The sequence below is a fragment of the Occultella aeris genome (assembly GCF_902703175.1).
GTDB lineage: Bacteria > Actinomycetota > Actinomycetes > Actinomycetales > Beutenbergiaceae > Occultella > Occultella aeris.
Genome location: NZ_CACRYJ010000025.1, coordinates 1 through 13,870 on the forward strand (window position 1 = coordinate 1; position 13,870 = coordinate 13,870).

Annotated in this window: 11 protein-coding genes; 3 read left to right on the forward strand and 8 right to left on the reverse strand. The window is 71.3% G+C overall.

Annotated elements, in window-relative coordinates; genetic code table 11:
• Positions 1–115 precede the first annotated feature (115 nt).
• Entirely contained in the window at positions 116–1,900 is a 1,785-nt protein-coding gene (locus HALOF300_RS08790) for an ABC-F family ATP-binding cassette domain-containing protein (RefSeq protein WP_156740584.1), read from the forward strand.
• A 7-nt stretch (positions 1,901–1,907) separates the two neighbouring features.
• Complete coding sequence (locus HALOF300_RS08795; RefSeq protein WP_156740585.1) at positions 1,908–2,057, forward strand: hypothetical protein; 150 nt, start codon at positions 1,908–1,910, stop codon at positions 2,055–2,057.
• Positions 2,058–2,064: 7 nt separating this feature from the next.
• On the opposite strand, the gene HALOF300_RS08800 is transcribed toward HALOF300_RS08795, so the two are convergent.
• Positions 2,065–4,287, reverse strand: a complete 2,223-nt coding sequence (locus HALOF300_RS08800; protein WP_197522415.1) for an MMPL family transporter — start codon at positions 4,285–4,287, stop codon at positions 2,065–2,067.
• Positions 4,288–4,393: 106 nt separating this feature from the next.
• On the opposite strand from HALOF300_RS08800, the gene HALOF300_RS08805 reads away from it, so the two are divergent.
• Entirely contained in the window at positions 4,394–5,068 is a 675-nt protein-coding gene (locus HALOF300_RS08805; protein WP_197522416.1) for a TetR/AcrR family transcriptional regulator, read from the forward strand.
• Positions 5,069–5,106: 38 nt separating this feature from the next.
• Here the strand turns inward: HALOF300_RS08805 and HALOF300_RS08810 are convergent, their stop codons facing one another.
• The 7 genes from HALOF300_RS08810 to HALOF300_RS08840 all read right to left on the reverse strand — a co-directional run bounded on the left by HALOF300_RS08810 (position 5,107) and on the right by HALOF300_RS08840 (position 13,527).
• Positions 5,107–6,039, reverse strand: coding sequence for a 4-(cytidine 5'-diphospho)-2-C-methyl-D-erythritol kinase (locus HALOF300_RS08810; RefSeq protein WP_156740588.1), 933 nt, complete (start codon positions 6,037–6,039; stop codon positions 5,107–5,109).
• Positions 6,032–6,925, reverse strand: coding sequence for a 16S rRNA (adenine(1518)-N(6)/adenine(1519)-N(6))-dimethyltransferase RsmA (gene rsmA, locus HALOF300_RS08815; RefSeq protein ID WP_156740589.1), 894 nt, complete (start codon positions 6,923–6,925; stop codon positions 6,032–6,034). Before rsmA ends, HALOF300_RS08810 begins: the two co-directional genes overlap by 8 nt.
• Before the next feature lie 84 nt (positions 6,926–7,009).
• Positions 7,010–8,488 (reverse strand): resuscitation-promoting factor, encoded by a 1,479-nt coding sequence (locus HALOF300_RS08820; protein ID WP_156740590.1) that lies wholly within the window; start codon positions 8,486–8,488, stop codon positions 7,010–7,012.
• Between the two features lie 264 nt (positions 8,489–8,752).
• Positions 8,753–9,802 carry an aggregation-promoting factor C-terminal-like domain-containing protein gene (locus tag HALOF300_RS08825; RefSeq protein ID WP_156740591.1) on the reverse strand — a complete coding sequence of 350 codons (1,050 nt, stop codon included), beginning with the start codon at positions 9,800–9,802 and terminating at the stop codon, positions 8,753–8,755.
• Positions 9,803–9,963: 161 nt separating this feature from the next.
• Positions 9,964–10,869, reverse strand: coding sequence for a TatD family hydrolase (locus tag HALOF300_RS08830; protein WP_156740592.1), 906 nt, complete (start codon positions 10,867–10,869; stop codon positions 9,964–9,966).
• A 10-nt stretch (positions 10,870–10,879) separates the two neighbouring features.
• Positions 10,880–12,676 (reverse strand): methionine--tRNA ligase, encoded by a 1,797-nt coding sequence (gene metG, locus HALOF300_RS08835; RefSeq protein ID WP_156740593.1) that lies wholly within the window; start codon positions 12,674–12,676, stop codon positions 10,880–10,882.
• Between the two features lie 155 nt (positions 12,677–12,831).
• The gene (locus HALOF300_RS08840; protein ID WP_156740594.1) at positions 12,832–13,527 is read right to left on the reverse strand and encodes a winged helix-turn-helix domain-containing protein; all 696 of its coding nucleotides are present in this window, start codon (positions 13,525–13,527) and stop codon (positions 12,832–12,834) included.
• Positions 13,528–13,870 lie beyond the last annotated feature (343 nt).

Genomic DNA, 13,870 nt, shown 5'->3' on the forward strand with positions numbered 1-13,870 from the left:
CCTCCCCACCTGTGTCTGGCGGCCGAGCGCGCAGTTCCCCCCCGCCCCAACGGCGGTTGGAACGTGGCAACCGCGCGTTCGGCGGTGGGCGCGGGCGCGTCTACCCTTGGTCCTGATGGCGCATCTTCTGGGGGCCGAGGCCCTCCACCTCGAATATCCGACCCGGGTCGTGTTCGACTCGGTGACCGCCGGGATCGACGAGGGCGATCGGATCGGCATCGTCGGTCGCAACGGCGACGGCAAGTCGAGCCTGCTCGGCATGCTCGCCGGAAGGATCCAGCCCGACGGCGGCCGGGTCACCCGCCGGGGTGGCGTGCGGATGGCGGTGCTCGACCAGGGCGACACGCTCGACCCCGCGCGGACCGTCGGTGCGTCGATCGTCGGGACGCAGCCGGAGCACGAGTGGGCCGGCGATGCCCGGGTCCGGGACGTCATCGCGGGCCTGGTCTCGGACATCGGGTGGGACGCGACGGTGGGTTCGCTCAGCGGTGGGCAGCGGCGCCGGGTCGCGCTGGCCGCGCTGCTCGTCGACGACTGGGACATCGTCGCGCTCGACGAGCCGACCAACCACCTCGACGTCGAGGGCATCACCTGGCTGGCCGGGCACCTGCGCACCCGGTGGGCGCCGAACGCCGGCGGGCTGCTGGTGGTCACCCACGACCGCTGGTTCCTGGACGAGGTGGCGACCGCCACCTGGGAGGTCCACGACCGGGTCGTGGAACCGTTCGAGGGCGGCTACGCGGCGTACGTGCTGCAGCGCGTGGAGCGGGACCGGCAGGCGGCCGCCGTCGAGAGCAAGCGGCAGAACCTGATGCGCAAGGAGCTGGCCTGGCTGCGCCGCGGCCCGCCGGCGCGGACGTCGAAGCCCAAGTTCCGCATCGATGCCGCCAACCAGCTGATCGAGGACGTGCCTGAGATCCGCGACCGGGTGGCACTGTCCCGGTTGGCGACCGCTCGCCTGGGCAAGGACGTCGTCGACCTGCTCGACGTGTCCGTGTCCTACGGCGACAAGCCGGTGCTGCGCGGCATCGAGTGGCGGATCGGCCCGGGTGAACGCACCGCGATCCTCGGGGCGAACGGCGCGGGCAAGTCGACCCTGCTGGCCGTCATCGCCGGCACCCTGCAGCCCGACTCGGGCCGGGTCAAGCGCGGCAAGACCGTGCAGCTGGCGATGCTCGACCAGCAGTTCACCGAGCTCGCGGAGATCGGCGGGGACCGGGTCCGCGACGTCCTCGCCCGGACGAGGACCACCTACGTGGTGGACGGCAAGGAGATGACGCCGGCGCAGCTGCTGGAGCGCCTCGGCTTCGCCCGCGAGCACCTGTCCGCCCGCGTCGGCGAGCTGTCCGGCGGGCAGAAGCGGCGCCTGCAGTTCCTGCTGATCCTGCTCTCGGAGCCGAACGTGCTGGTTCTCGACGAACCCACCAACGATGTGGACACGGACATGCTCGCGGCCATGGAGGACGTGCTGGACTCCTGGCCCGGGACGCTCATCGTGGTCTCCCACGACCGGTACCTGCTGGAACGGATCACAGACCAGCAGTACGCGATCATCGACGGCGGGCTGCGGCACCTGCCCGGCGGAGTGGACGAGTACCTGCGGCTGCGCCAGGCTCAGGCTGCCGCGCCGACGGGCGCCAAACAGAGCAGCACGCCCGAAGCGGCCGCGACGCGTCTGTCCGGCGCCGAGGAACGGGCAGCGCGCAAGGAGCTCACCGCGACGGAACGGAAACTGGAACGGCTGGGCGAGCGCATCGCCGGAATCCACGAGCGGATGGCCGCGCACGATCAGGGCGACTACGAGGGTATCGGGCGCCTGAACGACGAGCTGCGCGAGGCCGAGTCGGAGAACGCGGCACTGGAGGAGCGGTGGTTCGAGCTGTCCGAGTTAGCCGGCTGAGCAGGCCATGACGGCCCCGGACCGCTCGACGGGGCTCCCCGCGCAGGCGGTCGCGTTGACGGTGCGGTTCGTGCTGACGCTGCTCGTCGGAGCCGGCGTCCTCGCCTGGCACGCGGTACCCGGCTCGTGGCGTTGGCGCGCCGCCCTCCGAGCCTGACAGGCACTCAGCCCTGACTGGCGGCCGCGGCCGCGGACTCCTCCTCGCGGAGCCCGAACCGGCGGAAGACCGGCGTGAGGGACGCCGGCGCCCACCAGTTGGCGTCTCCGGCGAGGCGCATGAGGGCCGGGACGAGAATGCCGCGGATGACGGTCGCATCGATGACGATCGCAACGGCGACACCGATCCCGATCATCTGCAGATACATGACCGACCCGGTCGCGTAGACGCCGAACGAGACCGCGAGGGTGAGCGCCGCGGCGGTGATGAGCGGAGCACTGCGCTGCAGGCCGGCGAGCACGGCACGGTCGTTGTCACCCGTGCGTTCGTACTCCTCCCGGATCCGGGACACCATGAACACCTCGTAGTCCATCGAGAGCCCGTAGACGACGCAGAACATCAGGATCGGGAAGGCCGGATCGAGGGTGCCGACGGGCGTGAAGCCGATCACGTCCGCGAGGAAGCCGTTCTGGAACACCGCGGTCAGCACGCCGAACATGACCCCGATGCTGAGCAGGTTCAGCACCGTGGCCTTGAGCGGGATCAGCAGGCTCCCCGTGAGCAGGAACAGCAGCACGAAGGTGACGAGCAGGATGAGAACCGCGATGAGCGGAAGCCGTTCCAGCAGGGCCGCTCGGAAGTCGACGAGCTGCGCCGGGTAGCCGCCCACGAGGGTCTCCTCGAACGGGCTCTCCAGCGAGCGCACCTCGCCGACGATCCGGTCCGCATCGTCGTCGAGATCCGCGCGCACGGGAATCGCCTCGAGACGCTGCCGCGACGTTGACTCGAGCCGTTCGTCACCGTCGCCGACCCTGGCTCCGTCGACGAAGACGCCGACCGAGGAGTTCACCTGGGCGATCCCGGCGATCCGGGACATCGCCGCGGCATAGGCCTCCATCTCGGCGCCCGTGGGTGCGGCGGCACCGGCCTCGATCACCTGGAGCGCGTCGTTGGCCTCGGTGCGGAAGTCGGTGCGCAGCTGCTCATAGGTGGCGCGTACCGAGGAGCCCTGGGCGAGCACCCGGTCGTCGGGGACGCCGATCTGTACGCCGAGAGCGGGCGCGGCCAGGGTTGCCAGCGCGAGCAGGGCGACCCCGCCCCAGATGACCGGTCGGCTCATGACCCGCTGACCGAGCCGGTACCAGCGGCCCTGCTCGATCGGCTTCGGCGGTGAGACCGTGATGCCCCGACGCGTCATCCGCTCGCCCAGGACCGCGAGCGCGGCCGGGAGGATGACGAGCGCCCCGACGGCGGCCGTGATGACGGTGAGCACCCCGGCGTAGGCGAAGGAGCGCAGGAACGGGAACGGCAGGGCGAGCAGCACCGCGACCGAGGCGGCCACTGTCAGTCCGCTGAAGACGACCGTGCGTCCCGCCGTGTTGAGCGTCTCCCGTAGGGCCAGGCGGACCGTCGCACCTCGGGCGAGCGCCTCGCGGAACCGGGAGATCACGAACAGGCTGTAGTCCACCCCCAGCCCGATACCCATGACGAGAACGATGTTGGAGGCGAAGCTCGCGATCTCGACGACCGCCGTGAGCGCTCGCAGCCCGGCCAGCGTCGCGATCACCGAGAAAAGGCCCACGCCGAGCGTGAGCAGCGCCGAGCTCACGCGTCGGTAGATGAACACCAACAGGACGAGCATCAGCGGGATGATGATCAGTTCCGCCCGCACGAAGTCCTGCGTGGCCTGGGCGCTGATCTGCGTCGAGGCCGCCTCCGAGCCCGCCACCTGGACGGTGACCGTTGCGTCCGCGCGGGTGTAGTCCGGGATGTACTCGGCGATGGCCGCGCGGGCCGCGGTGGCGTCGCCGGTCACGTGGGCGAGCACCAGCGCGGACGCGCCGTCGTCGCTGCGCAGCGTCACGTCGCCGCCCAGCGACCAGTAGGACCACACGTCCCCGACGGCGCCCTCACGGGCCAGCTCGTCGGCGACGGCGGTCGCGGACTGCACTACGGCCGCATCGTCGACGTCGCCGTCCACGGCCGTGACGAGCAGGATCAGGTTGGAGTTGCCGGTGGCGAACTCCTCCCGCAGCACGTCCTGCGCGGCGACGGACTCGCTCCCAACCGCCTCCCAGCGGTTCAGCACGAACGACGACAGGGCGCCGGCGGCGACCGCGACGAGTCCGGCGAGCACGAGGAGCGAACCGATGAGCACCGGCCAGCGGCGGCGATAGGTGGCCTCGCCGAGGCGTTCGAGGGCGGTGTCGGACGGCGGTACGTCGGTCACGGGGTCATCTCCAGTGGTCTCCGGGTGGCGCAACCGGACGGCGATGCCGCGGCCCACCCCTGCTAACGTTGTGCGAGCAGATGCTCGCGTTTGACAATACGAGCAAATGCTCGTGTTGTACAGGCTTCGAGAGGCGAGAGGGTTCATGGTGGGCGAGGGTGCGGTCTCCGAGGTCACGTCTGCGCAGCCGCGGCGGCAGGCGCGCGGTCAGCAGCGGATCGAGGAGATCCTGCACGCGGCCGCAGCCGTCTTCGGCGAGCAGGGCTACGACGCGACCACCACCAACGCGATCGCGAAACGGGCCGGCATCTCACCGGGCTCGCTGTACCAGTTCTTCAAGAACAAGGACGACATCGCCCGAGCCCTGGCCGATCACTACGCCGCCCAGCTCACCGCTCTGCGCGCAGGGGTGTTCACGATCGAAAGCATCGACGGCGCCGGTCTGGAGGAGCTGGTCGATGCCGTGCTGGGACCGCTCGTAGCCTTCAACCTGGCCCACCCCGGCTTCAAGGCGCTCTTCGCCAGGACGGACATGCCCGCCGGGCTCCGCGAGGCCGTCGCCCCCATCCAGGCGACGATCCATCACCGCGTGGCAGCCCTCATCGCGCTCCTCATGCCGGATCGTGCGAAGGATGACGTCGCGCGCACCGCGACTGTCGCCATTGCGCTGGTGCGCGGCATGACTCCGCTGATCACCGAGGCGGACGAGCCGGAACGCGACGCCCTGACCGCGGAACTCCGCGCGGTCCTCGTCGCGTACCTGCGCGCGCAGCTGGCCTGACGCCCCGGAGTACCCGTGCGGCGCGAGTACCGCCGCGCCTACTCTGAGTCGCGCACGGACTCCACCAGCCTCGCACCGTGCGCCGGGCCACTCACCACGAGCACCTCGTCCGCCACGTCGGCCTGCTCGACTGCGGCGGCGATGGCGAGCGCGGTCGCGTGGTCCGGGGCCAGCGCGGCCACGGTGGGTCCGGATCCGGAGACGAGGGCGCGCAGGGCGCTCGTCTCGTCGAAGGCCTTGAACACCTCCCGCAGCCGTGGCTGCAACTCGATGGCGGGCACCTGCAGGTCGTTGCGCAGGTGCCCGGCGAGGCGGCGCGGGTCCCCCGCGACCAGGGCCTGCATCAGGGCGTCCGAGATCCTCGGCGCGAATCGGGCGCCGGAGTTCAGTTGGTCCCAGGCGCGGAAGACCTCGGGGGTGGTGAGCCCGTCCTCGATGATCGCGAGCACCCAGTGGAACCGGCCGCGAGCAAGCGCCGGGGTGAGCGCGTCGCCGCGTCCGAGCCCGACGGCGGTCTGCCCGGTGAGCGCGAACGGCACGTCCGCGCCGAGCTCGGCCGCGAGGTGACCGAGTTCCTCCCGGGCGAGCCCGGTGCCCCAGAGCAGGTCGCAGGCGAGCAGCGCCGCGGCGGCATCCGCGGACCCGCCGCCCATGCCGCCCGCCGTCGGCACCCCCTTGGTGATCTGCAGGTGCACGCCCGCATCGATGCCGGTGGCCTCGGCGAGCAGCGTGGCCGCGCGGTGCGCCAGGTTGCGGGAGTCGGTCGGGACCCGGTCCGCGTGCCGGCCGGTGACGCTGACCCGGATCACCTCGTCCGGGACCGCGAGCACGTCCTCGTACAGCGTGACCGCCTGGAACACCGTGGCCAGCGGGTGGTAGCCGTCCTCCCCCTTCGGGCCGACGGCGAGGGACAGGTTGATCTTGCCGGGAGCGCGCACGTGCACGGCACCGGCCGGGCGTGGTTCAGTCATCGCCTCGGTCCTTGGCCTGCGGCCGGTGCGCGGCGATCGCGGCGAACTGTGTGATGTCGAGCCGCTCGCCCCGTAGCTCGGGGTCCACCCCGGCGGCCCGGATCGCCTGCTCGGCGGCTGCGGCGGAGCCTGCCCAGGACGCCAACGCCGAGCGCAGCATCTTGCGGCGCTGGGAGAAGGCGGCGTCGATGCAGGCGAACACGGCCGCCCGGTCCACGGTCGCCTCCGGCGGGTCCCGGCGGACCAGCCGTACCAGCGCGGAGTCCACGTTCGGCGCCGGCCAGAAGATGCTCCGCCCGATGGACCCGGCCCGGGTGGCCTCGGCGTACCAGGCCGCCTTCGCCGACGGCACCCCGTAGGTCCGCGAACCCGGCCCGGCGGCAAGCCGGTCGGCCACCTCCGCCTGGACCATCACCAGTACCTCGCGCAGCGTGGGCTGGTGCTCGAGGAACGTGAGGAGCACCGGGACGGCGACGTTGTAGGGCAGGTTGGCCACCATCGCGGTGGGGGGCGTGGGCAGCTCACGGACGGTCATCGCGTCGGCGCCGATCACCGTGAGCCGGTCGGCGGCGTCCGGCGCGTGCTCGGCGATCGTCCTGGGCAGCCGGGCCGCGAGGGCGGGGTCGATCTCGACGGCGGTCACCCGCGCCCCGGTCTCCAGCAGCCCGAGCGTGAGAGAGCCGAGCCCGGGACCGACCTCGACGATCGTGTCCGCGGCGCTCACGTCCGCGACGCGCACGATCCGCCGGACCGTACCGCCGTCGATCACGAAGTTCTGCCCGAGGGTCTTGGTGGGCCGTAGCCCGAGCTCGCCGGCGAGGGCGCGCACGTCGGAGGCCGTCAGCAGCCGCACACCGGAGTCGGCAGGTACCGCTGGCTCAGTCACGACTGAGAGCCTAGGGGAAAGTCCGCAGAACGCGACGCGGGCCGCCCCCGCTGTGCAGGGACGGCCCGCGTCGGTGGACGTGGATCAGCGCAGGCCGAGCACGCTCGAGCAGTGCGGCCACTGGCCCCAACCGGAGCGCGCCTGAAGGATCTGCGCACGCTGGGTCTGCTCGGCCGCCGAGGCCTGGGACGGCAGGCCGGAGCCACCGACCGACTGCCAGGTGCCCACCGAGAACTGGTACAGCCCGTGGTAGAGCCCGTTCGAACTCACGATGGTCGGGTTGCCGCCGGACTCGCACTGGGCCAGGGCGGCCCAGACGTCGCCGCCCACGGTGCTCGCCGGCGGGTCGGGCTCGCTGGATCCGGAGCCCGAGCCGGAGCCGGACGAGCCTCCGGAGGACGGGGCGGGCGCCGGGGGTGGTGCGACCGGTCGCTCGGCCGTGCCCACCTCGGTGACCTCGGCGACCGCGTCGGTGACCTCGGTCCGCAGGAGCTTGGTGGAGACCACCACGCCGTCCACGATCTGGTTGGTGAAGGTCGATGTGGTGACGCCGTCCACACCCTCCTGGACCACGCGGGACTGACCCACGTAGAGGTCGTCGGTCTCCCGCTCGACACTCTCGAAGGCGATCGGCGCGGTGGTGACGGAGGGCTCGTAGGACCGACGCGTGATCGTGACGACCGGGGTCCCGTCCTCGCGGGCCGTCACGGCGACGGTGTCCTGCAGGGACAGGGTGAGCCCGGCCTGCACGAGCGCCTCGTCGAGGGTCGCCTCACCCTCGATCTCGACCGTGGTGCTGGTGCCGTCGACCTCGAACACCACGGGGCCGTCGGTGACGAGCGGGAGCTCGAGCTCGGCGCGGCCGTCCACGGAGCGCGAGGCGGTGATCTGGATGTCACGACCCGCGCCGGCCACGTCGGCGACGGCCTGCCCGGCCGTGGTCGCGGTGGTCCACAGGTCGGTGGTCTCGCCGTTGACCTCGAACGTGACCTCCTGGGCGGTGCGGACCACGACGTCGGAACCGTCGACGAGTGCCTCCTCGAGCGAGGGCACGATCAGGTCGTGCTCACCGGTGGTGATGCCCTCCTGCTCGAGCAGGCCCCCGATGTCACCCGAGTAAGTGGTCACCGTGCGGATCTCACCGTTGACGTCCACGTCGATGGTCTTGTGGGCCGAGGCGAACACGGCGCCACCGGTCCCCACGACGAGCGCGAAGGCGGCGGCGATCCCGATGATCGCGCGGCGGGACCGGCGGCGGGGCTTGGCCCCGGCAGCCGCGGCATCGTCCTCGGCGCCGGACCCGGCGTCGTCGGTGCCGAACTCGGCGGTCGTGCCGGAGTCCGGCTGCGCGGAGGCGGCGTAGCCGGCGACCACGTCGTCGAACGAGCCCTCCGGCGCCTCGGCGCCGGTGTCGTCTGCCGCGTCCACGGCCGCACCGGTTGCCGATGCCTCGCCGACGGACGCTGCGCCGTCGGGCCCGACGGCGGAGGTCGCCTCGGTCTGGGCCGTCTCGTCGGTCGGCTCTGGGGTGGGATCGGGTTGCTTCTTGGAGAACAGGCTCACAGACGTCCTAGGTCAGGCGGGTCCGATCGGGGGAGGGAGGATCCGCACTCGGTGCGTTCGCGCGGGTCGTGTGGTCGCCTCCTCGGAGCGAGGGAGGGACGCTCCGGCGGTGGTGACCGACCCGTGGTCACGCATGGTTCGACCCGTAGGGCCGGGTTGACTGTAACTCAATCGTTATGCAACGCGCCAGAAGGGTTGCTTGTGAGCCGACACACGTCGTGATACGGAGATCGGTGGCGGGTGTCCGCCGACCCCGCTTCGGGGTCAGTACCAGCCGACCGACTGCGAGTGGCCCCAGGCGCCGCAGGGGGTGCCGTAGCGGCCGGCGATGTAGTTCAGGCCCCAGGTGATCTGGGTGGCCGGGTTCGTCTGCCAGTCCGAGCCGGCGCTGGCCATCTTCGAGCCGGGCAGCGACTGCGGGATGCCGTAGGCGCCGGAGGACGGGTTCTGCGCGTACGGGTTCCAGTTGCTCTCCCGCTGCCACAACAGGTCGAGGCAGGACCACTGGCTGGAATCCCAACCGCGGGCCGTGACCATCTGCTGGGCGATCCCGCGCGGGTCGCTGCCGCTGTAGCTGCCACTCGGCGCCGTGGACGACGAGGATGAGCCCGAGTCCTCGGGCGCGGCGGCAGTGGTGGTGGCGCCGGTGCCGATCAGGACGACCTCGTCCACGGGCTCGGAGACGAGGATCACGGCGCTGTTGGTGCGCGAGACCTCCACGCCGTTCTCATATGTGGCGGTGAACGCGGTGACCTGGGAGCCCTCGACGCCCTCGGTGTCCACGCGGGTGGTCCCGGCCGGCAGTGCTGACGTCTCCCGCTCGACGGTCTCGAACGGGATCGCCTCGGTCTCGGCCCCGTACTGGGTGCCGACCCGGGCGATCGTCACGGTGTCGCCATCGGTGGCCTGGCGGTTCATCTCGGAGCTGACCTGGTCGTCGACCCCGACGACGATGCCGTTGTCGATGAGGGCGTCCGCGAGAGTGAGCGCGTTCGAGGTGATCTCGAGGTCCTGTCCGTCCACGGTGACGGTGAAGGTGACCTCGTTCTCGGCCTCGAGTGCCGTACGCGGCAGTTCGCCGCGGGAGACCTGGGCCCAGACGTTGTCGCGACCGGTGACGTCGGGGGCCGCCCCGGCGTCGCCGACGATGCTCTGGGGGTCGAGGTCATCCGCCTGGGTGGTGGCGAAGGCGAGGCTGCCGGCGAGGACGACGACCAGGCCACCGACACCGATCAGGCGGCGAAGCGGGCGGGGAATCTCGGTTGTTGCGGGTGAGTCGGCGCGGTGGCGCGACCCAGTCTTCTCAACTGACACAGGGAGTCCTCTTCTGACTGCATTCGGCCTAGGAGGGGTTGGCCGAGCCTCGACCGTAACCGATCCGTGACCTCATTGGCCACACCGGAGGGGTCAGGGTGTGGACGTTCACACCTCCTCCACAGGGTCGAAGCGCGCCCCGCGGACCTCGCTCCGACCCCTCACCAGGGCCCGTACAACTCCTCCGACGTGGCCGTGAGCGCCTCGCACAGTGTGGCCGGATCGACGTCGCGCACCTGCGCCAGCGCGCGCACGGTGAGCGGCAGCAGGTAGGGCGCGTTCGGGCGGCCCCGCCACGGATGCGCGGTCAGGTAGGGAGCGTCGGTCTCCACCAGCAGGAGCTCCTGCGGGACCACCCGGGCCGCCTCGCGCAGGCCCTCGGCGTTACCGAACGTGAGGGTACCGGCGAAGGACAGGTAGTAGCCACGGTCGGCGCAGTAGCGGGCCATCTGCGCGTCACCGGAGAAGCAGTGGAACACGGTGCGCGCGGGGGCGCCGTCGGCCTCGAGCACCTCGAGCACGTCGGCGTGGGCGTCCCGGTCGTGGATCTGCATCGGCAGGTCCACCTCCTTCGCCAGGGCGATGTGCGCGCGGAACGCCTCCCGTTGGGCGGCGCGCCCCTGCGGGCCGGCCCGGAAGTGGTCCAAGCCCGTCTCGCCGATCGTGCGCACCCGGGAGTCGGCGGCGAGGCGGGCGATCTCGGCGATCGCGTCATCGAGCCCGACGTCATGACGAGCCAGCGGCGCCGGTTCCATCCCGTCGGGCGCCACCTCGTGGATCCCGGCGTGCAGGACTACCTCGTTCGGATGGATCGCCACGCCGGCCACGACCTGCGGGTGCGCACGAGCCATCTCGACGCTGACCACCGCCGAGTCGAGGTCGCACCCGATCTGCACGATCGCGCGTACGCCCACCCCGGCCGCCCGCTCGAGGTGACCGGCCACGCCGGGGTCACCGACGCCGTCGGCCAGTACCCCGGCGATGGACTCCAGGTGGGTGTGGTTGTCGATCACCGCGGCCGGCAGCGGCTCGGGTGCCTCCGGCCAGTCCCGGCGTCGCTTGCTCATCGCCGGCGGCCTACGCCCGGCTCCGCAGCCGGTCCAGCTCCTCCTCGACGATGCCGTCGTCCAGCTTGGTGAACACCGGGGTCGCCGGCCCGACCGGCGTGCCGGCCACGACCGGGCTGCGCTCCCAGCCGGCCAGCGTCTCGCCGAGCCGGTAGTCGCCGGTGATGATCGGGTAGTGCCGGCTCGGGTCGTCCAGGTCGGTCACCTCGTCGATCCGCGGCTGCGGGGCGACGGCGGAGGTTCCGCCGAACGCGGCGTGCACGGCCTCGGCGGAGTGCGGCAGGTAGGGGGCCAGCATCGTGTTCAGGTCGCCGATCGCCTGAGCCGCCGTGTGCAGCACGGTGCCCTGACGCTCGCGGTCCTCCTTGAGCTTCCAGGGGGCGGCCTCGGACAGGTACCGGTTCGCCTCCCCGACCAGCCGCATCGCCTCGTTGATGCCGGCGCGCTGACGCTGACCGGCGATCGCCGTCCCCACCGTGTCGAAGCCGGCGGAGGTCTGGGCGAGCAGGTCCCGGTCGAGCTGGGTCAGCTCGCCCGCGGCCGGGATCTCGCCGAAGTTCTTGTGGACGAGGTTCGCGGTGCGGTTCACCAGGTTGCCCCAGCCCGCGACGAGTTCGTCGTTCGTGCGACGCTTGAACTCGGCCCAGGTGAAGTCGCTGTCCGCGGACTCCGGCCCGGCGACCGCGATGAAGTACCGCAGCGCGTCCGGCTGGTACCGGGCGAGCATGTCCCGCACGTAGATGACCACGCCGCGCGATGACGAGAACTGCTTGCCCTCCATCGTGAGGTACTCGCTGGAGACCACCTCGGTCGGCAGCTGCAGGGTCCCGAACTTCCCCGGGGCACCGCCCTTGTCCCCGAGCCCGTCGTAGGCGAGGAGCTCGGCGGGCCAGATCTGGGAGTGGAACGTGATGTTGTCCTTGCCCATGAAGTAGTACTGCATGGCCGCGGGGTCGCCCCACCACTGCTGCCACTCCTCGCCGGTGCCGAACCGCCGGGCCCACTCCACGCTCGCGGACAGGTAGCCGATGACCGCGTCGAACCAGACGTACAGGCGCTTCGCGGGATTCTCCTCCCAGCCCGGCAGCGGCACCGGGATACCCCAGTCGATGTCTCGGCTCATGGCGCGCGGTCGCACGTCCTCGAGCAGGTTCTGGGAGAACTTCAGGACGTTCGGGCGCCAGTCGGTGCGGGTGCCGAGCCACTGGCCGAGCGCCGTGGACAACGCGGGCAGGTCGAGGAAGAAGTGCTCGGTCTCGATGAACTTCGGCACCTCGCCGTTGATCCGGCTGTGCGGGTTGATCAGCTCGATGGCGTCGAGCTGGTTGCCACAGTTGTCGCATTGGTCGCCTCGGGCGCCGTCGTAGCCGCAGATCGGGCAGGTGCCCTCGATGTAACGGTCGGGCAGGGTCCGGCCGGTCGACGGCGAGATCGCACCCTTGGTGGTCTTCTCGATCATGTAGCCGTTCTTGTGCACCGTGCGGAACATCTCCTGCACCACGGCGTAGTGGTTGCGGGTGGTGGTGCGGGTGAACAGGTCGTAGGTGAGCCCCAACTGGGTGAGGTCCTCGACGATGACCCGGTTGTACCGGTCCGCGAGCTCCTGAGGGGCGACGCCCTCCTTGTCCGCCTGGACCAGGATCGGGGTGCCGTGCTCGTCCGTGCCGGACACCATCAGCACGTCGTGACCCGCCATCCGCATGTGCCGGGAGAACACGTCGGAAGGAACGCCGAAGCCGGCGACATGGCCGATGTGCCGTGGGCCGTTGGCGTAGGGCCAGGCCACGGCGGAGAGGATGCGGGTCATGCGTTCGATCTTAGGGGCGCGCCGTGGTCACGCCGATCGTGCCCGAGGGTGACGGTGGTGACGCAGTACCTCGTGCCTGAGGAAGGCCGATGCACCCTTCTTGCTCAGGGCGCACGTACTGCGTGAGCGCGTCAGGTACTGCGTGAGCGTTTGCGTCAGCTCGCGATCTTGAGCCGGTACCCGATACCGCGCACGGAGGCGACCTCGAGGCCCTCGGCCGCGAGCAGGCGCCGGCGCAGCCGCTTGACCGTCGAGACGACCACGTCGGAGTCCCCCAGATAGCCGGTCCGCCACACGTTCGCGGTGAGCTCGGCGAAGGACCAGACCCGGTCGGTCTCGGAGGCGAGCGCGGCAAGGAGGTCGAACTCGCGGATGGACAGGTGCACGCGGCGGCCGCGGATGGTGACCTCCCGGGTGGCCAGGTTCACCTGGAGCGGTCCGCGAGTGAAGATCCGAGCGGCACGACCGACTACATCGGCCCGACCGGCCGTACCGGCCCGGTCGGCCGCCTCGTGCCTGCGGACCGCATCGGCCCGACCGGCATCGGCATCCGACCGGTCGGCCACGTCCCGCCGGCCCGGCGGACCCGCGGCTGCCCAGTCCCCGACCGCGTGGCTGCCGACCCCGTGGTCAGACGTTGCCCGGCTGGACCTCGCGCGCACCAGATCGCTCATGCCATCGGCGGCGTCGTAGCGGTCGTGGGCGAGCAACTCCCTGGCGGCGTGCGTATCGGCAGCGGCGACCACGACGGCGTGCGGCCCGACCAGCCGAGCGACCTCGCTGCACACCTCGAGCGGCACCCCGATGCACAGCACGTAGTTGCGTTCGGTCTCAAGATCCCCAATAGACACCTGACTGCTACCTCCCCCGAGTGCGGTCTGCCGTGATCCTTTCCAATTGCGCAGGTCAGGTCAAGGGTTCGGGCGACTCCCGCCCCGCACGAACCCGGCGTGGCGCGCCCGACACACCGCCCGGCGACCGGTTGAACACCGGGCGACGGCCACCTGACCATCACCTGAACGTTGCCTGATCGTCGGCTGACGCCCAGGTGACGAGGTCCTGACCGTGACCTGACCGCAACCTGACCGCGTTCTGGCTGGATGCCGTCCTTGTCCGGCTACCCGGTTCGCGAAAGCGTGGCGGAATCCCCTGATCCGGGGGATCACATACGCGTACCCGAGCACCGCCCGGGCA

Bases quoted from the DNA above. Each gene is read 5' to 3' on its own strand.
- HALOF300_RS08790 (WP_156740584.1), top strand. From the start codon at position 116: ATGGCGCATCTTCTGGGGGCCGAGGCCCTCCACCTCGAATATCCGACC.
- HALOF300_RS08795 (WP_156740585.1), top strand. From the start codon at position 1,908: ATGACGGCCCCGGACCGCTCGACGGGGCTCCCCGCGCAGGCGGTCGCG.
- HALOF300_RS08805 (WP_197522416.1), top strand. From the start codon at position 4,394: ATGCTCGTGTTGTACAGGCTTCGAGAGGCGAGAGGGTTCATGGTGGGC.
- HALOF300_RS08810 (WP_156740588.1), bottom strand. From the start codon at position 6,039: ATGACTGAACCACGCCCGGCCGGTGCCGTGCACGTGCGCGCTCCCGGC.
- HALOF300_RS08830 (WP_156740592.1), bottom strand. From the start codon at position 10,869: ATGAGCAAGCGACGCCGGGACTGGCCGGAGGCACCCGAGCCGCTGCCG.
- metG (WP_156740593.1), bottom strand. From the start codon at position 12,676: ATGACCCGCATCCTCTCCGCCGTGGCCTGGCCCTACGCCAACGGCCCA.